General features: G+C 45.2%; 18 protein-coding genes. 3 read left to right on the top strand and 15 right to left on the bottom strand.

Annotation, left to right across the window (positions count from 1 at the left end):
* Positions 1-17: 17 nt before the first annotated feature.
* The 6 genes from OXI21_RS07685 to OXI21_RS07660 form a co-directional block, all read right to left on the bottom strand.
* Positions 18-2,972, bottom strand: a complete 2,955-nt coding sequence (locus OXI21_RS07685; RefSeq protein WP_279618980.1) for a FimV/HubP family polar landmark protein — start codon at positions 2,970-2,972, stop codon at positions 18-20.
* A 148-nt stretch (positions 2,973-3,120) separates the two neighbouring features.
* Positions 3,121-4,236, bottom strand: coding sequence for an aspartate-semialdehyde dehydrogenase (asd, locus tag OXI21_RS07680; RefSeq protein WP_279618979.1), 1,116 nt, complete (start codon positions 4,234-4,236; stop codon positions 3,121-3,123).
* A 189-nt stretch (positions 4,237-4,425) separates the two neighbouring features.
* Positions 4,426-5,493, bottom strand: a complete 1,068-nt coding sequence (gene leuB, locus OXI21_RS07675; RefSeq protein ID WP_279618978.1) for a 3-isopropylmalate dehydrogenase — start codon at positions 5,491-5,493, stop codon at positions 4,426-4,428.
* Between the two features lie 21 nt (positions 5,494-5,514).
* Positions 5,515-6,735 carry an MFS transporter gene (locus OXI21_RS07670; protein WP_279618977.1) on the bottom strand — a complete coding sequence of 407 codons (1,221 nt, stop codon included), beginning with the start codon at positions 6,733-6,735 and terminating at the stop codon, positions 5,515-5,517.
* A gap of 112 nt (positions 6,736-6,847) precedes the next feature.
* Complete coding sequence (gene dut / locus OXI21_RS07665; protein ID WP_279618976.1) at positions 6,848-7,303, bottom strand: dUTP diphosphatase; 456 nt, start codon at positions 7,301-7,303, stop codon at positions 6,848-6,850.
* A gap of 17 nt (positions 7,304-7,320) precedes the next feature.
* Entirely contained in the window at positions 7,321-8,265 is a 945-nt protein-coding gene (locus OXI21_RS07660) for an NAD-dependent epimerase/dehydratase family protein (protein ID WP_279618975.1), read from the bottom strand.
* A gap of 205 nt (positions 8,266-8,470) precedes the next feature.
* Here OXI21_RS07660 and glmM point away from each other — a divergent pair, with 205 nt between their 5' ends.
* Both glmM and OXI21_RS07650 read left to right on the top strand, forming a co-directional pair.
* On the top strand, positions 8,471-9,769 hold the full coding sequence (glmM, locus tag OXI21_RS07655) for a phosphoglucosamine mutase (protein ID WP_279618974.1): 1,299 nt from the start codon (positions 8,471-8,473) through the stop codon (positions 9,767-9,769).
* 25 nt (positions 9,770-9,794) lie between these two features.
* Complete coding sequence (locus OXI21_RS07650) at positions 9,795-10,961, top strand: hypothetical protein (protein ID WP_279618973.1); 1,167 nt, start codon at positions 9,795-9,797, stop codon at positions 10,959-10,961.
* Positions 10,962-11,062: 101 nt separating this feature from the next.
* Here the strand turns inward: OXI21_RS07650 and purD are convergent, their stop codons facing one another.
* The 9 genes from purD to purE all read right to left on the bottom strand — a co-directional run bounded on the left by purD (position 11,063) and on the right by purE (position 23,157).
* A complete protein-coding gene (purD, locus tag OXI21_RS07645) occupies positions 11,063-12,334 on the bottom strand; it encodes a phosphoribosylamine--glycine ligase (RefSeq protein ID WP_279618972.1) in 1,272 nt (423 codons plus the stop codon).
* A gap of 131 nt (positions 12,335-12,465) precedes the next feature.
* Positions 12,466-14,007: a bifunctional phosphoribosylaminoimidazolecarboxamide formyltransferase/IMP cyclohydrolase gene (purH, locus tag OXI21_RS07640; RefSeq protein ID WP_279618971.1), complete on the bottom strand. Its 1,542-nt coding sequence runs from the start codon at positions 14,005-14,007 to the stop codon at positions 12,466-12,468.
* 14 nt (positions 14,008-14,021) lie between these two features.
* Positions 14,022-14,588 carry a phosphoribosylglycinamide formyltransferase gene (gene purN, locus OXI21_RS07635; RefSeq protein ID WP_279618970.1) on the bottom strand — a complete coding sequence of 189 codons (567 nt, stop codon included), beginning with the start codon at positions 14,586-14,588 and terminating at the stop codon, positions 14,022-14,024.
* Positions 14,585-15,592 carry a phosphoribosylformylglycinamidine cyclo-ligase gene (gene purM, locus OXI21_RS07630; RefSeq protein WP_279618969.1) on the bottom strand — a complete coding sequence of 336 codons (1,008 nt, stop codon included), beginning with the start codon at positions 15,590-15,592 and terminating at the stop codon, positions 14,585-14,587. The genes purN and purM overlap by 4 nt, the downstream gene beginning before the upstream one ends.
* Before the next feature lie 11 nt (positions 15,593-15,603).
* Positions 15,604-17,013 carry an amidophosphoribosyltransferase gene (gene purF / locus OXI21_RS07625; protein ID WP_279618968.1) on the bottom strand — a complete coding sequence of 470 codons (1,410 nt, stop codon included), beginning with the start codon at positions 17,011-17,013 and terminating at the stop codon, positions 15,604-15,606.
* On the bottom strand, positions 17,013-17,726 hold the full coding sequence (gene purC / locus OXI21_RS07620) for a phosphoribosylaminoimidazolesuccinocarboxamide synthase (protein ID WP_279618967.1): 714 nt from the start codon (positions 17,724-17,726) through the stop codon (positions 17,013-17,015). Before purC ends, purF begins: the two co-directional genes overlap by 1 nt.
* A gap of 17 nt (positions 17,727-17,743) precedes the next feature.
* A complete protein-coding gene (locus tag OXI21_RS07615; RefSeq protein ID WP_279618966.1) occupies positions 17,744-21,487 on the bottom strand; it encodes a phosphoribosylformylglycinamidine synthase in 3,744 nt (1,247 codons plus the stop codon).
* A gap of 38 nt (positions 21,488-21,525) precedes the next feature.
* Positions 21,526-22,650 carry a 5-(carboxyamino)imidazole ribonucleotide synthase gene (purK, locus tag OXI21_RS07610; protein WP_279618965.1) on the bottom strand — a complete coding sequence of 375 codons (1,125 nt, stop codon included), beginning with the start codon at positions 22,648-22,650 and terminating at the stop codon, positions 21,526-21,528.
* Between the two features lie 21 nt (positions 22,651-22,671).
* Positions 22,672-23,157 carry a 5-(carboxyamino)imidazole ribonucleotide mutase gene (purE, locus tag OXI21_RS07605; RefSeq protein WP_279618964.1) on the bottom strand — a complete coding sequence of 162 codons (486 nt, stop codon included), beginning with the start codon at positions 23,155-23,157 and terminating at the stop codon, positions 22,672-22,674.
* 803 nt (positions 23,158-23,960) lie between these two features.
* On the opposite strand from purE, the gene OXI21_RS07600 reads away from it, so the two are divergent.
* A complete protein-coding gene (locus OXI21_RS07600) occupies positions 23,961-25,202 on the top strand; it encodes an aromatic amino acid transporter (RefSeq protein ID WP_279618962.1) in 1,242 nt (413 codons plus the stop codon).
* The last annotated feature ends 32 nt before the right edge of the window (positions 25,203-25,234 follow it).

The raw sequence follows: 25,234 nt of genomic DNA, 5'->3' as shown, positions 1-25,234 counted from the left end.
TGAGCGCTTTGATGAGGTTATTTCACGAGCTTATTCGCCCGCGCTAATAACGCTTTTGCCTCTTCGATCTGCTCTGGAGTACCGTCCTGAATTACCTCATTAAGAAGCGGGATTGACAGCGCTGCATCAAAGTTGAGATCTAAGTACGCTTCCGCTAATTCAAGCTTCACGCGCTCACTCTCTTCTTCATCTTCATTCGACTCATCCGCATCCGCAGCTCCTGCTATTGGTGCAGCTACTTCAGGCGCTTTAGCGGTTTCTAAAGTATCGAGCGCTGCATTGAGTGAATCGAGTGATTCTTGATCATCATCGCTCGGCTCAACATCTGTTTCCTCAATCTCTTCAACCTCAACTGCCTCTGGCATTTCAATCTCAGCGACTTCTTCAAGGGGCTCAATCGCACCTTTTTCAGTTTCATGAATCTCTTCAATCCCTGCCATTAGTGCATCAAGTTCGGCCGTTGGATCAGCCTGTTCCTCATCGGCTTCGTTGCTATCGATCTCTAAATCTAAGAAAGGTTCGAGATCTTCTTTGGCCTCCTCTTCCACTGAATCAAATACAAATGATTTTGTATCCATTTCAGGATGCTCTTCTTCATGCTTGGTTTGAATCTCTTCAAGTGCAGAATCAAGATCCACCTCTGGAAGCGCTTCAGGAAGTTCCACATTTTCCGGTGTTAATTCTGTGGTGAGTTTATCAAGATCAAAGTCGAGAATTTCCTCTTCTTCAGGTTCTGCCAGTGTTTCATCGGAGATTTCAAACGACGTTGCTTCAACATCTGAAGTTTCTTCCTCATCACTGGTTAATGTATCAACAAGTTCTGATTCAAAGCTTAAACCTTCAGATGCATCGACGACAGGCTCTGACGAAACGTCTGATTCCTCTGTAACGCTCTCTTCAAGATCGGTCAGCGAATCTTCAAACGCAAGGCCATCTTCAAAAGAGAGACCATCTGCTTCTGCCGCAGGCTCTTCCTCAGAAATAAGATCATCGAGTGCACTATCATCAAAACTTAATGATTGACTCTCTGATTCTGCAGCTGGCATTTCGATCGTTTCTGGAGTCTCTTCAATCGCAATTGCTTCTGGCTCAAACTCTTGTGGCGTTTCAGAAATTTCTTCATCAAGCGACTCAAGTGCGCTTAATGCGTCTAAAAACTCACTATCTTCGTCAACCGTTGCGGGCTCTTCAGCATCTGGTAAGATATTTTGGACATGCGCATCCTCTCCAAGCTCTGACTCGGTAAAGTCAATATTTTTACCGCCATGAGATTGTACCAGCGCGACCGCTGTATGCTCATGATTTTCCTCGGCATCCGCTGTTTCAGTAGCACTATCTTGAGCCAATACATCCCCTACAGGCTGAGTGAGTTCACCAACCGGGGCAAACTCTTCTTTACGTTTACGCATTAAGACAATGGCAATCAATCCCATTAATAACGCGCCTAAGCCCACCACAATTGCAATCGCATTTTCCATGATAATGTCAACGATCCCTTTAGGCTCATCGAGCATTGGATCATGCACTACGATCGGTTTTTTAACGGGCTCTTCAGCGACAACCATCGCTTCAAGTTCCGCTTTTTTCTCAGCCGCTAATTTTTCAGCCTTCTCTTTTGCAGCAAGAACTTCTTGTTCTAAACGTGTTTTTTCAGCCTCTGCCGCTTTCGCTTCTTCTGCTAATTTAGCTTTTGCCGCTTCAGCGCTCTCTTCGGCTTTTTCCTTTGCCTCAAGCGCAAGGGCTTCAACATCTTCTTTCGCATCATGCGTGAGATCGGTTGCGATTTCCGTCACGGTTACGCCCGCCGCATCGAGTGATGTTTTCGCATCATCCGCGATATCTGTTACCGCTTTTACGGCATCATCTTTTACTTCAGTAGCTGACGCTTTCACATCATCAACCGCTTCTTTAACTTTATCCGTTGCCGCATCTACTTTTTCGGTGACTGCCGCCTTAAGGTCAGCTTGAACCTCTTCGCCTTTAGATTCGAGAGCTCCGAGAGCCGACTCTGCGCTTTTATCCTGTCCGCTTGGACTGGCATCCTGTTTAAGATCCGAAACCGCATCCGTCACGGTCTCTTTAACGGTCTCTGCCGCTTCTTTAATCGGTTCTGTAACGCTATCAAGCGCACTTGCTGTGTCAGCAACTGGAGGTGTTAACAGAGTCTCATCTGCTTTCACACTTGGCGCCGCCACTTCAACGGTTTTCGTTCCAACGGGTACGCGAAGCGTAACATTTGCAAGCAATACACCATTAGGAAATGCTTTAGGATTTTCTTTTTTGATGCGCGCAATCATATCGTTGACAGGGACTTTGTGCTTTGTTGCAAAGCCATTAGCGATGCGCCAAATAGTTTCACCCTGTTTTACCGGACCGTATTTCTCATAGACCATTTCAACTTTTGTTGTGGTTGCGCCATTTTGCGCGACTGCTTTTTCCGCCGCCGTTGCCGTCGGTGCGGCCTCTACTTTTTCTGCCGTAACTTTAGGTAAACTTGGGCGCTCATCCACTTTCGGAGCGCTTGCTTCTGCTTTGACTTTAGGCGTTTTTTTTGGCGCTGCCGCAACCGCTGTTTCCGCACGTTTTGGTGCAGGGGCTTTAGTCCGGAAGTCTAAAATAACTGGGATTTCTAATAAGCTCACGCGCTTATTTTCATCCACTCCGCGAAGCAATAAGATAAAGGCTGGATCATTGATCGGCGTATCCGTTGTGATCGACAGGTATTGCGATCCATTTTTTTCATAGAAATCTAAAGAAAGGTTGTAATCAACGACCTCGTAACCATACTGCAAATAGTCGGTGTATTTTGGGAGCATGATATCTCCCGCGCCCACCACTTTTGCTTCGATCTGTAAAGGTTCGTCAATATATGATTTGGTTTGTGCATTGGTTAACGTGATCGCATGTGCGCTGCCAAATGCTGAAATCGCGAATATGCCCGCTAAAACCTGAGTTAATTTCTTAGACTTCATCGTATTAAGTTTCTCTTGTATTCTGTAATGCATCGGGGTAATAAACGAAAGGGTTTGCATTGAAAATCAACGCCCACCCTTAACGAATTAACTACTCATAATTTGCCTATTGCAATGATATCAAGCTTTATTTAAGAGTTGCAAACTCCTAAGCCGTTTTTTTGATAATTGACAATATCCGGCGAAGCGGCTCTGCAGCTCCCCAAAGAAGCTGATCTCCAACTGTAAAGCAGTTTAAGTATTGATTACCAATGTTTAATTTACGTAAACGACCCACAGGAATTGTCAATGAGCCCGATACGGCCGCTGGTGTGAGCTCTTGCATGGTGATCTCTTTATGGTTCGGCACCACCTTCACCCAATCATTTCCCGCGGCGAGCATCGCTTCAATCTCAGGAATGGAGATATCTTGCGTTAATTTAAGAGTGAGCGCTTGTGAGTGACAACGCATTGCCCCAACGCGCACGCACGTTCCATCGAGCGACACTTGTTTTTTAAGTTGAAGAAGCTTATTGGTTTCCGCCATCGCTTTCCACTCTTCACGGCTTTGGCCATTTTCAAGTTCGCTATCAATCCACGGAATGAGGCTTCCAGCAAGCGGCGCACCAAAACGTTCGGTTGGAAATGAGGCATCTTTAAAGTGATCGGTAATTTTCTTATCAATCTCTAAGATTGAGAGCGCGGGATTCTCTAAATCGGCTTTAACGGGCGTATAAATCTCACCCATCTGTTCAATCAGTTCACGCATATTTTGCGCACCGGCACCAGAGGCAGATTGGTAGGTCATCGATGTTGCCCACTCAACAAGGCCCGCTTTAAAAAGAGGCCCTAATCCCATCAACATTAAACTCACCGTACAGTTTCCACCGATGTAGTTTTTGATCCCACGATCTAAACTCTCATCGATCACATGATGGTTCACAGGATCGAGCACAATCGTCGCATCATCGTTCATACGAAGGGTTGAGGCCGCGTCAATCCAGTAACCATTCCAGCCCTTTTCACGCAGATCAAAAAAGACCTCACTCGTATAATCGCCGCCTTGGCAGCTGATAATAATGTCTTGCGCCATAAGCGCTTCAAATGAAAAAGCATCCGCAAGCGTCGTCTCTTGAGATCCCTCAATGGTAGGCGCATCGCCCCCTGCATTTGAGGTTGAGAAGAAGGTCGTATAAAGATCGGTAAAATCTTTCTCTTCAATCATACGATCCATCAACACCGATCCAACCATACCACGCCAACCGATAATACCTAGCTTTTTCATACATTCCTCATTGTTATATATCTATAATTTTATATAAATTTTACTGTGCTTAAATCTAAAAAAGAGCGCGATTCTCGTGATGAATCAATCTATCGCAAAAATCGGCTCTTTATCTATATCGTTTAATACCGTTCGATATTGTCTCGAAGCAAGTGAAGACCTAAGATCTCCTTGCCTCAATTATACTATCTACTTAAGGGCTTCAATCACCAAATCGCCCATCTCTTTACAGCCGATCGCTTGTGATGCATCATCCGCGATATCAAGGGTACGATGCCCTGCCGCTAAGACCGATTTCACCGCATTTTCAATCTCTTTTGCGATATCGGTACGATCAAAACTGTATTGGAACATCATGCCGATCGATAAAATCGTTGCAAGGGGGTTCGCTTTATTCTGCCCTGCGATATCCGGCGCTGAACCGTGAATTGGCTCGTAAAGTCCTTTATTATTTTCATCGAGCGACGCCGATGGCAGCATGCCGATTGAACCGGTTAACATCGACGCTTCATCCGATAAAATATCACCAAAGATATTCCCGGTTAACATCACGTCAAACTGTTTTGGATTGCGCACTAATTGCATCGCCGCATTATCAACTAATAGGTGTGAAAGCTCCACATCGGGATACTCTTTAGATACCTCAGTCACCACATCGCGCCATAATTGGGTCGCTTCTAATACGTTCATTTTATCGATTGAACAGACGCGTTTATTACGCTTTTGCGCCGCTTGGAACGCAACGTGAGCAATACGGCGAATTTCAGATTCTGAATAGACCATCGTATTGATGCCCACACGCTCGCCATCACGAACTTCAATCCCGCGAGGCTCACCAAAATAGATATCGCCGGTCAATTCGCGCATGATTAAGATATCAAGCCCCGCTACCACTTCATGCTTTAAGGTTGATGCATGAGCCAGCTCTTCAAAAACTTGTGCTGGGCGAAGGTTTGCAAAGAGATTTAATTCTTTACGAATCGCCAATAATCCGCGCTCAGGGCGAATTTCACGAGGGAGCGTATCATATTTAGGACCGCCCACCGCGCCAAGTAAAATAGCATCCGCCGCTTTCGCTTTTGCGAGCGTCTCATCAGGAAAAGGTACGCCGACTGAATCAATCGCTACACCACCAATCAGTGCATGATCAATCTCTAGATCAAAATCGTGTTTTTGAGACACAAAACGTAATACTTTTTCAGCTTCAGCCACGATTTCTGGGCCGATGCCGTCCCCTGATAATACTAAAATTTTCATGAATTAAATCCCTTTTGATGATTATGATTGGTGAATTTTTTGGAGCGGTTTTTCACTTTTACTATATAAAAAGAACAAAAAACAGCCTAAAAGCAGTATGGAACTTGCGAGAAGACCCCACATAACGTTCGCATAAGAATTAGTTATATCATAAATAAACCCAAAAAGGGTTGGAATCATTGATGAAATTACATACCCGCCGAAGGACATCATCGCAGTCCAGCTCGCAATCTCATTTCCACTATGCACTTCATGAAAGGGGAGCGTTAATACAATGACAAACATTCCCGCATTGGCCGTCATTCCGAGTACGAAAATTGCGCTATAGAGAATGATGCGATTTTCAAAGAAGAAGAGGATCGCCAAGATCGAGCTGATCAACATAAATGCCGCCACGTAGATCGCCACTTCTTTACGAAACCGCGCCAATAAAAAGGGAAAGACAAAGCTGCCTAAAATCCCATTTAACATAAACAGATTGAGCAGAATTTGGCTATGCAGCGCTGAAACGCCCTGCTCTTCGAGATAAGGAATCAGCCACGTCACCAGGGTGTAGAAATTTCCCGATTGAAGCCCGAAACAGAGAACGAGTAACCACGCTTTTTTATTGCCCCACGGGAGCGGTGCTTTCGCCTCTTGTTGACCTCTATTATTCGCCATATTCCCGCTTGGCCGAAGATAATAGAGTGCCCAAAAGAGCGCAATCAGAAATATCGGCAATGCCCAAAGCTCAAGCGCTACCGGCCATTTAAGATCAAAGTATCCGCTTAAAACCGACGTACCAAACGTCCCTAATACACCACTGACGCTAATGCCTAGAGAGTAGAGAAACATCCCTCTCGATGAGAGCGTACCAAAATGACGTTTTACAAATCCCGAAGCGAGCGGCCCGACAATGGCGATCCCCGTTCCCATCACAAATGAGAAGAGAATCAAGAGCATCACCGTCGAAAAATGCGTTCTAAAAAAGGTAGCGATCGCAATCGTAAAAATTGAGAGTGTAATCGTGCGCTCAAGACCAATTCGGTTACTAAGCGGCGTTGCCAGTAGCGCGCAAACACCCATACAGAGCGTCGGGATCGTCACCACTAAACTTGCCACCGCTTTAGACAAGGAAAGGTCGTTTGAGATATCCTCTACAAACGACCCAAGTGATGTCAACGTAACCCGCAGACAGGCGGCGGCTAAGAAAATTAACCAATAAAATCGAAGCGGCACTCTGCCCGTTGTCTCTTTTGTCATCTAACTTATCTATTATCTTTATATGAATAAAATCAATCGCCCCTTTCGAGACGATTGATCGACTATTGACGCACGCTTAATTAATGCGCGCTGATTTCTATATGAAGGCAGATTATTGGCGACCGGTATGCCCAAATCCTCCGGCACCGCGCTCGCTCTCTTCAAATTCATCCACTTCTTCAAAATTCGCTTGAATCACCGGAACGATAATCATCTGCGCAATGCGCTCACCGATCTCAACGGTAAACGGTTTATCGCTACGATTCCACAGCGATACCATTAACTCGCCTTGATAATCCGCATCGATTAAACCCACGAGATTTCCGAGCACGATGCCATGTTTTACCCCAAGCCCTGAACGTGGTAATACTTGCGCCGCGTAATTTGGGTCTTTTAAGTAGATCGCAATCCCTGTTTTGACCATTTGGCTTTCACCGGGATTTAAAACCATAGGCTCATCGAGCATTGCACGAAGATCAAGCCCTGCCGATCCTGCGGTGGCGTAGCTTGGAAGCGGAAAGTCACTTCCAAGGCGCTTATCTAAAATTTTATAGCTAACTGTTAACATACTTTCGTCCGTTTTCCTTAACGTCTTGCGATTGAACGATCGAAATTATATTTGTCGTAGACTTTAAACTCAAGCTCATGAGGGAAAAGAGTCTCAAGACGGGTCGGCTCAATGCCTAGACGCGGTAGATCATTCTTTTCGGTAGTGCTCGGAATTCGCGACGCAAGGTAATGATTTTTATTAATCGGCGAGCCCCAGACCCAACCAAATAGATTGACGTAGAGCGAGGTTAAAAAGTTTGGATAACGCACGATGCCTTTATCGGTGCCTTGTAAGTTTTTCGCCATCAGCGTCACAAGATCAAAGAGCGAATAAGTTTTTGCGCCCGCGATATCAATCACGGTTTGATCGCACGAATGCTTAATTAAAAGCTCGGTCGCTTTCATCAAATCATCGATCACCACCGGCTGAACCGTTGCATCGTGCATTGGAAGTGGAAACACCGGAAGCAGATCAATAAAGCACGAAACTTTATAGCTAAAGGGATCTTCATGCCCGAGCACGAGCGATGGACGCACGATGGTTAAATCGACTTTCAGCTCTTTTGAGCGATTGAGAAGCGCTTCATCACCGCGGCGTTTTGAGTTAAAGAAAGTACTATTACTCTCTTTTTCTGCACCAAGGGCACTGAAATGGATCATTTTTTGCACGCCCACTTCATGGCAAAGCTCATAAATGGCTACGGGAAATTGATGATGGGTGACATCGGCGCGTTTTTTATTATTATCCCATGTGCCCATCAGATTGATCACGATATCGGAGCCTTTAAGCTCACGTTTGATCATCTCTAGATTATCCATATTGGCTTTCGGAACGCATTTTACGTTCGGAATGCATGAAGCACTTGTTTGAACATTTTTACGACGTGAGAAGAGCGTAATGTGGTGCCCTTTTTTTGCTAAAAGTGTCGTTAAAACCGTCCCTAAATATCCTGTTCCACCAAAGATGCTAATACGCTTCATAAAATCTTCTCCTGCTCTCCATCAAATTTATGACATGATATGTAAATGGTATGATTTCGCTTTTAGATGGCTCTTGCGCGAGCCGATCTCACTATTGTAACAGTTTTTAATCTAAATCAGCGAAAGAATGGTAAAATCGCTTACCATTATCCCGTAGAGGTTCTCCGAGTAATACGAGCTCGATCAAAATCAGAAGGAAAAAATAATGAGAAAATATTTTGGTACCGACGGCGTACGCGGAAAAGCAGGCGTTTACCCAATGACTCCCGATTTCGTTTTACGTTTAGGCTATGCGATGGGACGCATATTAGCCGACGAAGGCACACGTGTCTTAATCGGAAAAGATACCCGAATTTCAAGCTATATGTTCGAGTCCGCACTTGAAGCAGGATTGACCTACGCCGGCGTTGGCGTTGCTCTCATTGGCCCGATGCCCACTCCCGGAATTGCCTATTTAACGAGCACGCTAGATACGGTCGCCGGGTGCGTGGTATCTGCCTCACACAACCCCTATTACGATAATGGGATCAAGTTTTTTAACGAACATGGCCTAAAACTCGATGATTCCATCGAACTTAAAATCGAAGCGATTTTAGATGGTGAGATGACCTCCGCTCCTTCCGAAAAAATTGGACGTGTGCGCCGCATTAATGACGCGCCCGGCCGTTATATCGAATTTTGTAAAAGTACCGCACAGCGCCTTTCACTAAAAGGGATAAAAATTGTCCTCGATTGTGCAAATGGAGCGACCTATCACATCGCGCCGAACGTCTTTAAAGAGATGGGTGCAGAGGTGATTACGATCGGCGTTGAACCGAATGGCTTTAACATCAATAAAAATGTCGGTTCTACCTCACCGCAAGCGCTTATTGATAAGGTGCTCGAAGAGAAAGCAGATTGCGGAATTGCCTTTGATGGCGATGGCGACCGTTTAGTGATTGTCGATCAGCACGGCAATCTTTTTGATGGCGACGATATTCTCTATCTCTTAGCGCTTCACCGTCAGGAAAAAGCAATCGTTGGTACCATTATGAGTAATCTCGGTTTTGAATCGGCGCTTAAAGCAAAAGGCATTGATCTTATTCGTGCAAATGTTGGTGACCGCTATGTTCTCGAAGAGTTGAAGAAAAACAACCTTACCCTCGGCGGTGAAAACTCTGGCCACATTCTCTGCCTTGATAAACACACCACCGGCGATGGCATTATTGCGGCGCTCCAAGCGCTTAAAGCAGTCCACGAACTCGGAACCGATTTTGCGAGCGTAAAAGCCTCCATTCCGAGAAGCGTTCAAGTGATGGTCAATGTTCCGATCGATCGCTCAAAAGAGTGGAATACGGACGCGCTTCAAGAGGCCATTTCGGCAACAGAAAATCGTCTTAAAACCGAAGGCCGCGTCTTAATTCGCCCATCGGGTACAGAGCCGCTCGTACGCGTGATGGTCGAGGGTATGGATGAAGCAGTTTGCCGTAAAGAAGCGGAGGGCTTAGCCAACATCATCCGCTAAATTTCATGCATATTACGAGGCGCTTATGTATCAGACTCACCCCTTAATCTCCATTGTAATTCTTGCCAAAACGCCCGATTTAAAGCGATTAAAACGCACCATTAATTCGGTCACCATGCAGCATTACAGTAACTGGGAATGCCTGATTGAAGCGCCTTTTTTATTGCCTGATCTAGAAGAGGCTCACCAAGATCAAACCAATAATCCCTCAGAGTTTGATGGCTTTTTTGATGACCCTTATTTCGAAGCTCTATTCGACGATCCTCGTTTTATTTTCCCTAGCGAGCTCCTCGCCAACAGAGCTAGCAATAAAGAGAGTGACAAAGAGGACAATAAAAACACCTCTACTGAACTCATTCTCGCCAATCCCAATGCCTCACGTTTTACCAAAAAAGCCTCGCTCTTCTCCTTTTTAGAGCAGTTTCTCGGGGAGTATCTCATTGTCCTCCAAAGTGGGGATCAACTCTATCCTGAGTATTTAGAAAGCGTTGGCGATTTTGCACTCACGCACCACACATCACTAACCGATGCACCCTTTCAATGCCATCCGCTCGGCGCTTATCCTGAAAAATTGACGGAGACTGATGCCAAGGCTCATAATAATGCTCAAGATCAGCCTCTCTTTCTTCCCGACTATCTTGCCCGCTTTGAAAGCATTCCTCACCTCTTTCCGAGATTGCTGCTTGAACGCCATTCTCTTTTAAAGGTTTGGGAAAGCTATGCGGATCAATTTAGAGGGGGTACCGATCATAGTTTACAAAGTGCTTGGGAGCAATTTATTCTGCTCTATAGCGCCTCCGATGAGGTGACCTTTGGTCTCTGCTCGCATAGTCATAGCGGAAGCAAAAATAAAATCCTCTATAGCCTAGATGCTTCAATCTCAATCACACCAGAAGAGGAGTTTAAAAGTCATCTAACGGGCTTTGAAAACATTCTGTTTTTGCAAACTCATCTTTCTCGCAATAGTGCTCGCGGAAAAATCCTCCATCCGATTATCGCTTCGCGCTTACAAACTCACGCGGCAGTCATCATTCATTATTATTGGGCACACCTTTTTAATCGTCCGCTGCGGTTACAAATTAAGACTCAATTAAGCCCTATATGGGGCAATCTTATCAGCGTCATCAAGCAGGCTAAACTGCCCTTTACCACTCGTATTAAAGCGTGGATAATTAATCGTTTAGTGCGTTAAATCCAATAGAATAATTCAATAAAGTAGTTCTATAAAAAAGCCTCTTAATCATGAAGAAAAAGAGGCCTTATGTGTCTTTCAACTAATATCTAAATGATTCACTATTTTGCTTCTTCACGAGCAATTTGACGATGGCCAATGTCCGAGCGATAGAAAGTATACGGTACTTCGAGCTCTTTCATCGTTTCATACACGCGCGCTTGGGCGTCTTTGAAGGTCGGCGCGATTGATACCGCGAGCAAAATACGCCCGCCATTACTCAGGAGAACTCCCTCTTCCTCTTTCACCCCGGCATAAAAGACAAAGGAATTATCCGCAGGCTCGATCCGTTTTAATGGATGACCTGTATTCGGGTTTTCAGGATACCCTTCCGATGCGAGCACAACGCCGACCGCAAAATCAGAACTCCACTTAAGCTCAGGCACTTCATCTTTTGTGAGAAGCGTCATTAATACTTCAATAAAGTCAGACTCTAACAGTGGCAAAATCACCTGCGCTTCGGGGTCACCAAAACGCGCATTAAATTCAATTACTTTGAATCCTTCATCGGTTTTGAAAAGCCCGCCATAGAGAAAACCTGTATAAGGACGCCCTTCTTTTGTCATACCATCGACGATCGGTTGCATAATCGATTTTAGCGCGCCCTGCACTTCATCACTTTTAGCATCAAAGATTGGCGCGTACGCCCCCATTCCGCCGGTATTTGGCCCTTCATCATTATCGTATGCACGCTTATGATCTTGCGCCATCACCATCGGAATCACATGCCCATTATGGACAAAGGTCATCAATGAAAATTCTTCACCCACGAGCATCTCTTCAATTAAAAGACGCGAGCCGGCATCGCCAAAAAGATTTCCCTCAAGCATGTCATCGATCGTTGCTTTCGCCTCTTCGATCGTCTCAGGAATTACAACGCCTTTCCCCGCCGCTAAACCATCGGCTTTAATTACAAGCGGAAGACCAATCTCGTCCACGTAAGCTTTCGCTTTTGCGGCATCAGTAAAGCTCTCAGAGTGCGCTGTCGGTGCACCATATTTCACCATCATGCGTTTAGAGAAATCTTTACTGCCCTCGATTTCAGCCGCGGCTGCCGTCGGACCCCATACTAAAAGATCGTGCTTGATAAATTCATCGGCAACGCCCGCCACTAAACTCGCTTCAGGGCCAATAATGGTTAATCCAATATCATTTGCTTTCGCCCAAAGTGCTAACTTTTTCGGCTCAGTTTCTCCAATATCCACGAGCGTTGCCACATCGGTCATGCCGGGATTTCCGGGCGCAACAAACACCTCAGATACGAGCGCACTCTGCTTTGATTTCCACGCAAGCGCATGCTCACGCCCGCCTTTACCAATTACTAAAACTTTCATAAATAACCCTCACTATTTTACGAGTAAAGAGGTAAAAAGAGAGACACTTAGCGATAGCGCTCTCTTTTTAATAAATTTTGCTCTTTTTATAAAAAAGCGCGACCTCAATTAGCCGCGCTCTTTATCATCAATTAATGCTTAAAGTGACGCTTTTTCGTGAAGACCATGGCGATGCCGTATTGATTGGCAACGTCGATTGAGTCTTGGTCACGAATCGATCCGCCTGGCTGAATCACCGCTTTAATGCCCGCTTTCGCTGCATTTTCGAGTGTATCAGGCATTGGGAAGAAAGCATCTGAACTTAAGACTTGGCCTTGCGCTTTCTCACCGGCTTGATCAAAAGCGATCTGCGCTGCGCCAACGCGGTTCATCTGACCTGCGCCAACCCCTAAGGTTTGACCTTCTTTTGCCACCACAATCGCATTTGATTTAACGTGTTTCACCACTTTCCAAGCAAAGAGAAGCGCTTTCATCTCTTCTTCGGTCGGTTTGCGTTCGGTCACGATTTCAAAATCATTCACATCGATCACTTCGCGATCGAGCTCTTGAACTAATAGTCCGCCATTTACGGCTGTGGTTGTGAGCTTGCCCTCTTTCGCTCCTTCAATCACAGGATTTTCGAGAAGACGGATATTTTTCTTCGCTTGAAGAATGTCGCGCGCTTCATCGGTAAAGCCTGGCGCTAAAATGATCTCAAGGAAGATCTCACTCATTTTCTTCGCCGTTGCCGCATCGACCACTTGGTTTGTTGCGATAATCCCGCCAAAGATTGAGGTCGAATCGGCTTCATAGGCCTTATCCCACGCCTCTTCTAGCGTATCGCCAAGACCAACGCCACACGGATTCATATGTTTTACCGCAACCACCACCGGCTCTTTAAACTCAAGCATAATATTCACCGCGGCATTCGCGTCTTGAATATTGTTGTACGAAAGCTCTTTACCGTGAAGCTGTTTTGCAAACGCAAGTGAGTTATTTTCCGCAAGCGGTGTGCGATAGAATGCCGCATTTTGATGCGGGTTTTCACCATATCGAAGCGATTGCTGTTTTTCAAAAGTTAGCGTTAATTTCTCAGGGAACTCATCACCAAGTTGCTCAGCAAAATAGCTCGCAATGAGCGCATCATAAGCGGCAGTTGTTTGATAGACTTTAAGCGCTAAACGTTGACGCGTTGCAAAGGTAGTGTCGCCATTTTCTTTGAGTTCTTTTAGCACCACTTCATAGTCCGCAGGATCGGTAATCACTGTCACTGCATCATGATTTTTCGCCGCGCTACGAAGCATTGAAGGCCCACCGATATCGATGTTTTCAATGGCGTCTTTATATTGCACATTTGGCTTAGAAACCGTCTCTTTGAAAGGATAGAGGTTCACCACCACCATGTCGATATATTCGATGCCATTATCGGTCATCTGTTTGGTGTGTGAATCATTTCCACGTACCGATAGCAAGCCACCGTGAACCATGGGGTGAAGCGTTTTAACGCGTCCATCCATAATTTCCGGGAAGCCTGTGATATCAGAGATATCTTTCACCGCAATGCCCGCGTCTGCAATCGCTTTTTTAGTACCGCCCGTTGAGATCAGCTCAAAGCCTAACTCTACGAGTGATTGGGCAAATTCGGTAATCCCTGATTTATCACTTACACTTAATAAAGCACGTCTTTTTTTCATTGGACCTTCTTCCTTTATTGTTTCAATAATTTTGCTAAGGTTTGTGGATATAATTTATGTTCTACCTGATGAATTTTTTGAGTTACATCCTCCAACGACTCATCACCCGTCAATTCGATCGATTCTTGCGCAATAATTTCACCGGTATCCATGCCAGAATCCACATAATGGATGGTAATTCCGATGGTTTTGTCGCCCGCTTCAAAAGCCCGCTCAATCGCATCTTTCCCTTTATATTTAGGTAACAGCGATGGATGAACGTTGATAATATGCCCTTCATAGGCGTTTAAAAGCGTATCGCCAATTAAGCGCATATAACCTGCTAGAGCGATCCATTCCACCTTGTGTTTTTTAAGCGCCGCTAAAATTTCAGTCTCATAGGCCTCTTTTGAAGCGAACTCTTTTGCGGTAAACACAAAGGTTTCGATCCCTTGTGCTTTGGCTTTTTCAATCACCGGTGCGCCCACTTTATCGCAGACAAGTAGCACGGCTTTTGCCGGAATTTCGCCATAATTGATCGATTTTACAATCGCATCAAAATTAGATCCGGTTCCTGAGGCAAAAATGGCTAACTGTTTCATAGTTCAACCTTACCTGATGCGGTAATCTCACCAATCAGACGTCCTTCAGGAAGGAGTTTAAGCGCGTTTTCTTTCTCACTTGGGTCGATCACAATCATATAGCCAACACCCATATTGAAGACGTTAAACATCTCTTCAAGCGAAATGCCCGCCGTCTCTTGTAAGAAGGTGAAAACTTGAGGAATCTCCCAACTGCTCGCGGTAAATTTAGCGCCGAGACCTTCAGGCAACATTCTGGGAACGTTTTCGTAAAATCCGCCACCGGTAATGTGCGCCATTGCATTAACCTTCACCGATTTAAGAAGATTTAATACCTCTTTCACATAGATCGCGGTTGGCGCAAGTAGCACCTCACCAAGGGGTTTATCAAAGCCTGCGTAGGTTTTGCCGTAATCAAGATCATGCTCTTTTACAATATGACGCACAAGTGAAAAGCCATTACTGTGAACGCCGGTTGATGGAAGGCCGATGATTAAATCGCCCTCTTTCACATTTGCTTTTGTGATACGTTTATCTTTTTCAACCACACCCACTGCAAAGCCGGCGATATCGTATTCACCTTCTTGATAAAATCCGGGCATCTCCGCCGTTTCACCGCCTAAAAGCGCCATATCGGACTGTCTACAGCCATCAGAAACACCTTTCACAATCGCTTCGATCTGTGCAGGATTATTCGATCCACACGCAATATAATCGAGGAAATAGAGCGGTTCGGCGCCTTGGGTTAAAATATCATTAACACACATCGCCACGGCATCAATGCCGATCGTATCGTGAATATCAGTGATAAAGGCGAGTTTTAATTTTGTACCAACGCCATCGGTTCCGGAGACTAATACCGGTTTTTCATAACCGAGCTCAGAGAGATCGAACGATCCACCAAAATCACCAAAAATGTCCATCGCACCGCGGCGCATGGTGGAAGCCACGTGCTTTTTAATTCGCTCAACAGACTCATAGCCTGCTTCTAAGTTTACGCCTGCTTTTTTATATGCATCACTCATTTTACAATCCTTTAATGATTTGCGTCTTCAACCGCATCATATAATTTTGTGGGGTATTTACCTGTAAAACAGGCCATACAGTGGCCACAATTATCGCCATAACTCTCATCAAGTCCAACCGATTTAATCATACCTTCATCGCTTAAAAACGCGAGTGTATCAGCACCGATATGACGTCTCATCTCTTCAATGGAGAGCTGGTGCGCCATCAGATCATCGATCACGGTGGTATCAACGCCGTAAAAGCATGGATATTTAATCGGCGGAGAAGAAATTCGCATGTGAATCTCTTTAGCACCCGCTTCACGCAGTAGGCTCACAATTCGTTTACTCGTTGTGCCGCGCACGATGGAGTCGTCAATTAAGATCACGCGTTTATCTTTCACAATCGAAGGAATCGCCGAGATCTTCATTCGAACGCCCTGCTCGCGCATCGCTTGGTTTGGCGCAATAAAGGTACGCCCAATATAACGATTTTTAATCAGGCCCATCTCGTTGGGAAGCTTCGCCGCTTCGGCATAACCGTTGGCCGCTGAGATAGAAGAATCCGGCACACCAATGACGATATCGGCATCAACGTGTGTCTCTTTGAAAAGCTCAATTCCTGAACGCTTACGCACACTATGGACGTTGCGCTCAACAATGTCACTATCGGGACGGCTAAAGTAGATATACTCCATCATGCACATCGCGTGGGTCGTCTCATCGGTATAAAATTCCGAGACAAGCTTGCCATTTTCAACATAGACCACTTCGCCTGGCTCAACATCCCGAAGGAACGTCGCCCCGACGATATTAAGCGCACAAGTTTCTGATGAAAAGACATAACCGCCATCTGAGAGTTTACCGATCGAAAGCGGACGAATGCCGTAACGATCACGGGCAACGTAAACGCCACTATCGTGCAAGAGCACATAACAGAAAGCGCCATCAATCTCTAATAAAGACTCTTTAAGACGATCAACAAAGCTCCCTTTTTTACGACGTAAAATATGCCCGATAATCTCCGCATCGCCCGAGGCGTGAAAGATCGATCCTTCCGATTCGAGCGTCGTTTTAATCTGCTCTGCATTAATAAGCGCGCCGTTATAAGCAATGGAGATCTTTTCCGTTGTCGCGGTTAAATTGATGGGTTGCACATTTGCCGGGCCTTCCGCGCCGGTTACCGGATAGCGCACATGGCCAATCGCGTGTGAACCGATCAATTTTTTAAGATGGCGCCGATCTTCAAATACCTCCGTCACCAGGCCCTCGCCTTTATGCGTAAGGAATTTATTATCGTCTGAAAGCACCGTAATCCCGGCACTTTCCTGCCCCCGATGCTGAAGCGCATGGAGGCCATAGTAAGTCAATGAGGCAGCACGTTCGTTGCCGATCACAGCGAACACACCACACTCTTCATTTAATCCTCGATCAAACATTAGTTTGCGCCTCTCGCTTTTAAGCGTCGGTGAATTTCGCGATACGCGTCCATCACATTTCCAAGATCTTGACGGAAGCGATCTTTATCGAGTTTATCATCAGTTTTCGCATCCCATAAACGGCAGGTATCGGGGCTAATTTCGTCCGCAAGTACCACTTTACCGTCCGGATTTCGGCCAAACTCAACTTTAAAGTCCACGAGCGTAATGCCAATCTCTGCAAAAAGTTTTTGTAAGAGACCATTAATTTTCGCCACTTCCGAGTAGATCACATCTAACTCTTCTTGCGTTGCTAAACCGAGCGCTAAGGCATGATCGTTATTGATTAATGGATCGTTAAACTCATCTTTTTTATAGCAGAGCTCATAGATCGAAGGATTGAGTTTTGTACCTTCTGCAATGCCGATGCGTTTTGTGAGCGAACCGGTCGCAACGTTACGCGCGATTACTTCTAATAAGATGATATCGATCTTTTGGCAACGCACGTCACGATCGTTAATTTGCTCGATAAAGTGGGTCTCGATGCCATTTTCTTCAAGATATTGGAAGATCATGGTAGAGATTTCCGCGTTCATCACGCCTTTATCGTTAAATTGTGCTTTTTTCGCGCCGTTACCTGCGGTTGCATCATCTTTGTAGTGAATGATTACTTCATTATCATTCTCTGCGGTGTAGATCTGTTTTGCTTTGCCTTCATATAATAATGTTGCCATGATGTGTCCCCTAACCTTTAGTTAAATTGTCCTGTTACGAACTGAACGGCACTCTCGAAAATCGGAAGCGCTTTGTTGCCTGCAATGTTAATAAATAATCCTGATTCATAGCGATCGACATTCCCCATCAGCCCTAAAATTTGGCCATTAGGAGATGTGAGTCCATCGATATTGTGCGTTGAGCCTGAGATATTGGCCTCTTCTGAGTCGATTGCATTGCCTTTTCCATCGACCCATTGTGACACCACTTGTCCGTTTGCAATCAAGGTTTCAATTAATGCTTGATCACCAGTTAAACGGCCGTATTGTGTCGCAAATGGCACGGTGTAAAGATCGCCGGTTTTAATGGTATTTAACCAAGCCGATGCGCGGTTAACAATCTTCATTTGACGAAGCGCGGAGATAAGCTCGCCACCTTGGTTTAGCGCCATAGTTAAGCCTGCTTTTTTATACTCACCAAATGGAAGTAGACCGGTATTAATGAGCGCACTCATACCGCCATTTAAGCCTAAAATCAGGCCGCCACGTGCGATAAACCGAGTGACCGCTTGTTTTACTTTCGCATTTTCTAAAATCGTTGTCGCGATACCTGCATTCATTGGCTCATCAGTGCTGATAAACCCGCTTGCGAGCATGAAGATATTGGCTTTTTTAAGCTCGGCAACCATCTCATCAATGGATTCTTCAATCATCGCTTCTGTGAGCATTCTAAAGGGTTTAACCACCACTTCAGCGCCCGCTTTTTCAAAGGCTTTTGCACTATCGTATTCGCTGTGAGTGCCGGGGAATACAGGAATGAAAACACGCGCCGCATCGGCAAGTTTAACGCCTTTAACCGTCTCATCTTTAACCGTTTCAAGGCTCTGATCCTCTTTTGAGTAAACGATTGAATTCACATCGCCAAACACCGATTCAAATTTACCGGTATAGGCCGCTTCAAGCGTTGACCCTAAGATCACTTTATCTTGATATTCCACATGATATTCGCTGCGGGTCGTTCCGATATTGATGTAACGATCCGACTCTGGCAGCGGTTTTTTCGTCGTAATGACAAATGCACCGTATTGCGGTCTGAAAAGATCGCGGGAATCGATATTTTCTAAGCTAATGCCGATGCGATTACCAAAGCTCATGGTCGCTAATACTTCCGCCACCCCACCTTGACGCACCGAGCTTGCCGCGGTAATGCCGTACTCATTACGCACCGATTCAAAGGTCTCAAAGTTGCGTAAAATCTCAGCGTAATTTATGGTGTTCGTTGCACATTCTGCCACCGGTAAGAGATAGATATACTCACCGCTTGCTTTAAATTCTGGTGATAGAATTCGATCAACCTGGCTAGAGGTAACCGCAAATGAAACGAGCGTTGGCGGTACATCAATATCATTAAAGGTGCCGCTCATGCTGTCTTTCCCGCCAATCGATGGAAGGTTAAACATTTTTTGTGCTTGAATTGATCCTAAAAGCGCCGCAACTGGCTTACCAAATTTCTCTGGAATGTTGTCTAAACGCTCAAAATATTCTTGGAACGTTAAGCGAACGCGCGTCCAATCAGCACCGGTTGCCACAATGCGCGCCACCGATTCGATCACCGCGTAGGATGCCCCGTGGAAGGGAGACCATTCGCCAATATAAGGGTTATAGCCGTGAGCGATAATCGATACCGTATTGGTTTCTCCGCTCATGGTTTGAATTTTTTGGACCGAACTTTCTGCTTGCGTCATCTGATACTTACCACCATAAGGCGCAAGTACGGTTGAACGGCCAAGCGAGAAATCAAATTTCGATTGAAGCCCTTTTTGTGAAGCGTGTGCATATTGCTTCATCAGCGATACCCACGTTTTCTCATTATCGTCTACCACGGTGCGCAGTAAAAGAGGCGATGGAAGATCTGAATCGACAATCACCGCTTCATTTTCCTTACGAATCCCATTGGTATCTAAGAATTCACGGGCAATATCGACGATCTTTTGCCCTTTCCAACGAATCACAAGACGAGGAAGCTCTGTCACTTTTGCAACTTTCACCGCTTCGATCGATTCTTCTTCACAATATTGGATAAAGGTATCCGCACCGCTTGCAGCAACCACAACGGCCATACGCTCTTGCGATTCAGAGATCGCGAGTTCCGTTCCGTTAAGGCCTGCGTATTTAGTCGGCACCACATCAAGATTGACATCAACACCATCAGCCAACTCACCAATCGCAACGCTCACGCCGCCAGCGCCAAAGTCGTTCGATTTTTTAATCAGTTTGGTCACTTCCGGTTTTCTAAAGAGGCGCACAATTTTACGCTCTTCAACAGGCGAGCCTTTTTGAACCTCTGATCCTGCCGTTTCGATCGAGCTTGCCGTCTGCACTTGAGATGAACCCGTTGCACCACCAACGCCATCACGGCCTGTTTTACCGCCAAGCATAATGACGATATCACCAGGAATGGGGTTTTCACGCACCACTTGATTTTCAGGCACAGCGCCTACGACTGCCCCAAGCTCCATGCGTTTTGCCGCAAAGCCCGGGTGGAAAAATTCTTTAACAAATGCCGTTGTTGAGCCGATTTGATTACCGTAGCTACTGTTACCGCGCGATGCATCTAAAGTGATTTTGCGCTGTGGCAATTTATTTTCAAGGGTTTCATTAACGGGCTGTAAAATATCCGCAGCGCCAGTAATACGCATCGCTTGATAAACAAATGCTCGGCCCGAAAGCGGGTCACGAATCGCACCGCCAACACAGGTAGACGCGCCGCCAAAAGGCTCGATCTCCGTTGGGTGATTGTGCGTTTCGTTTTTAAACATTAATAACCAAGGCTCGATTTTGCCATCGACATCCACATCGATCTTAACGCTACACGCGTTGACCTCATCGGAGATTTCCATATCCGCAAGCTCGCCGGTTTGACGTTGATAACGGCCAAAAATCGTTCCCATATCCATTAAGGTTTCAGGTTTTTCTAAACGATTCGTTTTCTCGCGAAGCGCTCGATAAGTATCGTACGCCTCTTGAATTTGCTCTTGGAATTGGCTTTTTTCAAAGGTGATGCTGGTGAGCGCCGTTTCAAATGTAGTGTGACGGCAGTGATCTGACCAGTAGGTATCGAGCACTAAAATTTCCGTTTCGGTCGGATTACGTTTTTCAACATCGCGGAAATATTTTTGAATAAATTCAAGATCCGCAAGTTCCATCGCTAAACCGCCGTGGAGACGGTATTCAATCAATTTACTGCGGGTCATGTGAATGAAATCCTTCACAGAAGGGACTGCTTCAGGCTCACGGCTATCGACATAGCGCATCGGATTCACCGGTTTTTTCGGATCTTTTAAGCGCGTATCGATGGGATTGAAGAGATAATTTTGGATCGTTTTCAGATCTTCATCGCTTAAGTCCTCATTAAAGAGATAGAGCGTTGCAGTGGAGAGTTTTGCCTCCCGTGACGCGCCTTCTAAATAGAGTGTCTCTTGGAGAGAATCCGCACGCTGATCGTATTGACCGGGTAGGCTCTCGATACAGATCGATGGGTGCGCCTCGAGCTCTTTAAACAACACTTCTTCATCTAATACCGTTTCAATCAGCTCGGTGTGAAGCGCATTTTTGATCGTGCCCGCTGAGAGTTCATCCTCAAACTTAAACAGATCATAGAGTGCAATCACTCGAACCGACTTTAGGGTCGTAACATCAAGTACGCGGGTTAACTCATCGAACAGAAGGGTCGCTTTTGTTTGATACTCTGGTTTCGCTTCAACAAAAATTCTATTGTTCATACTTTCCTTAGATGCGTTGTTGTGTCGTTTAAAAATAGTTAAAGATTAAAAAACTGCTGCTCAAATTCTGCTAATATTTCGGGATCAAAAGCATCGAGCGTAAAGGTAATGTGCCCCATTTTGCGATTTTCCTTATACTCTTTTTTACCATAGAGATGAAGGTGTGCATTCGGGTGTAAATTCGGCAGATACTTAAAGAGTGCATCGCGATGCTGCCCTAAAATGTTATACATCACCGTCGTTGTTTCAAGGGATGTATCCCCAAGCGGTAATCCGCAAATCGCGCGCATATGCTGCTCAAATTGAGAGGTATAACAGCCTTCAATGGTGTAATGGCCTGAGTTATGGGGGCGCGGTGCCAATTCATTGACATAAATTTTATCGCCCGCAATAAAGACCTCCATCGCCAGCGTCCCTTTCATATCGTGCGCTTCCATGAACGTTTTCAGCATGGTGTGCATCGTTGCTTGCTGCGCTTTATCGATCAGATCATAATCGGCGATCGATTGATGCAAAATATTATTGATATGCAAGTTTTTCGCGACAGGGAATGTTTTAAATTCACCTGAAGTGCTGCGCGTCCCAATAATCGACGCTTCAAAATCATAGCGAATAAATTGTTCTGCTACCGAAGGAATTCCGTAAAGAATCGTTAAGTTCGGTAAATCCGCTTCGCTTTTTACCACCACTTGACCTTTACCATCATACCCACCTTCTTGCGTTTTCACCACAAAGGGGTATCCGAGCGTATCGACTGCTGTTTGAATCTCAGCTTCGATATCGGTCAAGATGACGTAAGGGGCAACCGGTAGATTGGCGTGGGTGAGTGCTTCTTTCTCGCGTCTGCGATTTTGAGCAATATAGAGTGGCAGATGGCCTTGGGGGATTTTATGAGTTTTCTCGTTAAATTGCTTAACAAGATTGGAATCGATATTCTCGAATTCGTAGGTGACAACATCGCATCGGGAAACGAGTGTTTCAAATCCAGATGGGTCATCAAAGGGTGCAACGATATGATCATGAGCGGCTGAAAATGCTGGTGCCTCGGGAGAGGGGTCTAATACGCAGATGCGATACCCCATTTTATTCCCAGCTTCGGCTAGCATTTTACCAAGTTGCCCGCCTCCGATAATGCCGATAGTTGCGCCTGGTAAAATGTTCATATAGTTTACTAACCTTTACTTTTATTGCTTGTTGTTAGCTAAAACACTTTCTTTTTGCGTATCGCGAAAGGTTTTAAGTTTTAAAGACAGATCGCGGTTGGATAAGGCTAAAATTTGCGCGGCTAAAATCCCGGCATTTTTCGCACCTGCATCCCCGATGGCCATAGTAGCAACGGGTACGCCGCCTGGCATCTGTACAATTGAAAGTAAAGAATCCTTTCCGCTTAACGCTCGGGACTGAATCGGCACACCAATCACGGGAAGTGTCGTCAGCGAAGCAACCATGCCCGGTAAATGCGCAGCACCGCCTGCCCCAGCAATAATAACGTCATAACCGTTATCTTCCGCTGTAGTGGCAAATGAGAACATAAATTCGGGGGTTCGATGAGCTGAAACGATCTTTACATCGTGAGGAATTTCAAACTGAGTGAGCATGTCGACCGCCTGTTGCATTGTAGGCATGTCACTCGTGCTACCCATGATAATAGCGACTTTCTGTTTTTTCATTGAGAAATTCTATCTATTTGAAGTTTTTATAATCAGATAAGCAAAGATTGCTTGTCTATGAAGTGAAAACTTTATAGCACGCCCCCTTTTTTGTCAACTCTATTTTCTCCCAAAATTAAGGGTTTTACCTGCTTTTTCAAGGATAAATCTCTTCACATTAAGATAAATTATTTTGAATCTTTCCATCAATAAATCTGATATTTTAAGCCCTTTATCTCACCGAAAAGAGACCTGATTTTCGCTTAAAAGGCCGATTAAGCGCTTCAATCTATTTAAAATATTTATTACAACAGAACTACAACGCCAAAATATCGCCTAAAAAGTCACGGCCCCGTCACACTCATTTGCTAATTAAAAAGGCGTAAATTAGGGTGGAAAATGCATAAACTTGTCGCAATCCACCCTGTTTTTATCTTTAAGTAAAGATACTTAGCATTAAGAACGCGCAGAAATTACTCAATGAATTCCCGCGCGATAAAGCTATTTTGTCGGACGCGTTCCAGCAAAGGATCCGATCATGCCATCTTTTTATCGCATTCATAGCATTCGTTATATCTATGAACTATAGAAATAAAATAGTTTTCTTCACGATACCCGCAAACCCTATATTTAACAATTACTTATCCACCGTCTTTTTAATGCCCATTTATTGCATGTCATTTCATTAAGGATTAACAATCGCTTACATAAATTGAATCTTCCCGCAACTGTATGAGCGTGATAGTATATAAAGCTTGTGTTTGTTTAATAAACACAGCTATTTTTACACTTAAAATCGAAACGTTTGCAAAAGGATAACACCGATGAGTAGCAAGAAAAGCCCAAGCGTGATTGGGGGAGCCATGATTGCGGCGGGAACGATGATTGGAGCGGGCATGCTCAGCCTTCCGATCGCGTCCGCGGGAATGTGGTTTAGCTGGACCTTAGTAATTATGTTATTAACGGTCTTTTTTATGTATATCACCGCAGAACAGATTCTCGAGGTCAACCTAAATTATCGCCCTGGCGCGAGTTTTGACACGCTTGTTAAAGACAATCTCGGGAATGTCTGGAGCTACATTAATGGATTCGCCGTCTCATTTGTGCTCTACATCCTTTTATATGCCTATGTGGTCGGCTCGGGCTCGGTGATCAGTGATACAATTCACGCAAGTACCGGCATTAAGGTCGCTAACCCCATCTCATCGCTTGTCTTTTCTGTGATTTTTACCGCGATTGTCTGGTGGAGTACCCGCGCGGTAGACCGTCTTTCAACAATTTTACTCGTCGGGATGTTTATCACCTTTATCGCAGCGCTCACCGGAGTTTTAGGCTCGCTTGATGTACCGCGACTCTTTAATCCAAGCGGTGAGAGCAAATTTGCGATCTATGCCTTTGCAAGTCTGCCCTTCTTTTTAACCTCATTTTGCTTCCACGCCAGTGTCCCAAGCTTTGTAAAATATTACGGCATTGAAGGTTCGAAAATTCGTAAAGCAATCCTTATCGGCATGGCGATCACCTTCGTATTCTATCTCTTTTGGATGATTGCAATCATGGGGAACATCGATCGTTTAGCCTTCTTATCGAAAGGAAAAGATGAAGTGGCGTGGTTATTAAACCAAGTGAGTGCTCCTGAAGCCGCGCGTTATGCCCTTCGCTTCTTCGCATTCTTTGCTGTTGTTACCTCATTTTTGGGTGCAGGTCTTGGCCTTTTTGATTATATGGCCGACCTATTAAAATTTGATGATTCGCGCGGTGGGCGCTTAAAAACGGCAGCGGTTACCTTTGTACCACCGACGATTTTAGGCATGATCTTCCCAAATGGATTTGTCATGGCGATCGGTTATGCCGGATTATTTGCGGCGATCTGGTCAGTCATTATTCCGGGAATGATGGTGATCACCTTCCGCAAAAACCAAGCGGCATCCGGTAAAATCCCGATCTTTAGAGCCGTTGGCGGCAAAATGATGCCTTATACTATTATCGCCTATGGTGCGATTGCAGCTATTTCACACATCTTAGCGGAAGTTTATGAGCTTGAGGCACTCAACTTCTTTGCCGGTTAATCGCCGATTTATATAAGAATTTAAATCTTAAA

The sequence above is a fragment of the Ignatzschineria sp. RMDPL8A genome, from assembly GCF_029815055.1.
Classification (GTDB): domain Bacteria; phylum Pseudomonadota; class Gammaproteobacteria; order Cardiobacteriales; family Wohlfahrtiimonadaceae; genus CALZBJ01.
The sequence above is the reverse complement of the archived record's forward strand: the minus strand, read 5'-3'. Positions and strand labels throughout refer to the sequence as shown.

Excerpts from the sequence above, each read along its gene's own strand:
- OXI21_RS07685 (WP_279618980.1), bottom strand. The coding sequence starts at position 2,972 with ATGAAGTCTAAGAAATTAACTCAGGTTTTAGCGGGCATATTCGCGATT.
- asd (WP_279618979.1), bottom strand. The coding sequence starts at position 4,236 with ATGAAAAAGCTAGGTATTATCGGTTGGCGTGGTATGGTTGGATCGGTG.
- leuB (WP_279618978.1), bottom strand. The coding sequence starts at position 5,493 with ATGAAAATTTTAGTATTATCAGGGGACGGCATCGGCCCAGAAATCGTG.
- OXI21_RS07670 (WP_279618977.1), bottom strand. The coding sequence starts at position 6,735 with ATGACAAAAGAGACAACGGGCAGAGTGCCGCTTCGATTTTATTGGTTA.
- dut (WP_279618976.1), bottom strand. The coding sequence starts at position 7,303 with ATGTTAACAGTTAGCTATAAAATTTTAGATAAGCGCCTTGGAAGTGAC.
- OXI21_RS07660 (WP_279618975.1), bottom strand. The coding sequence starts at position 8,265 with ATGAAGCGTATTAGCATCTTTGGTGGAACAGGATATTTAGGGACGGTT.
- glmM (WP_279618974.1), top strand. The coding sequence starts at position 8,471 with ATGAGAAAATATTTTGGTACCGACGGCGTACGCGGAAAAGCAGGCGTT.
- OXI21_RS07650 (WP_279618973.1), top strand. The coding sequence starts at position 9,795 with ATGTATCAGACTCACCCCTTAATCTCCATTGTAATTCTTGCCAAAACG.
- purD (WP_279618972.1), bottom strand. The coding sequence starts at position 12,334 with ATGAAAGTTTTAGTAATTGGTAAAGGCGGGCGTGAGCATGCGCTTGCG.
- purH (WP_279618971.1), bottom strand. The coding sequence starts at position 14,007 with ATGAAAAAAAGACGTGCTTTATTAAGTGTAAGTGATAAATCAGGGATT.
- purN (WP_279618970.1), bottom strand. The coding sequence starts at position 14,588 with ATGAAACAGTTAGCCATTTTTGCCTCAGGAACCGGATCTAATTTTGAT.
- purM (WP_279618969.1), bottom strand. The coding sequence starts at position 15,592 with ATGAGTGATGCATATAAAAAAGCAGGCGTAAACTTAGAAGCAGGCTAT.
- purF (WP_279618968.1), bottom strand. The coding sequence starts at position 17,013 with ATGTTTGATCGAGGATTAAATGAAGAGTGTGGTGTGTTCGCTGTGATC.
- purC (WP_279618967.1), bottom strand. The coding sequence starts at position 17,726 with ATGGCAACATTATTATATGAAGGCAAAGCAAAACAGATCTACACCGCA.
- OXI21_RS07615 (WP_279618966.1), bottom strand. The coding sequence starts at position 21,487 with ATGAACAATAGAATTTTTGTTGAAGCGAAACCAGAGTATCAAACAAAA.
- purK (WP_279618965.1), bottom strand. The coding sequence starts at position 22,650 with ATGAACATTTTACCAGGCGCAACTATCGGCATTATCGGAGGCGGGCAA.
- purE (WP_279618964.1), bottom strand. The coding sequence starts at position 23,157 with ATGAAAAAACAGAAAGTCGCTATTATCATGGGTAGCACGAGTGACATG.
- OXI21_RS07600 (WP_279618962.1), top strand. The coding sequence starts at position 23,961 with ATGAGTAGCAAGAAAAGCCCAAGCGTGATTGGGGGAGCCATGATTGCG.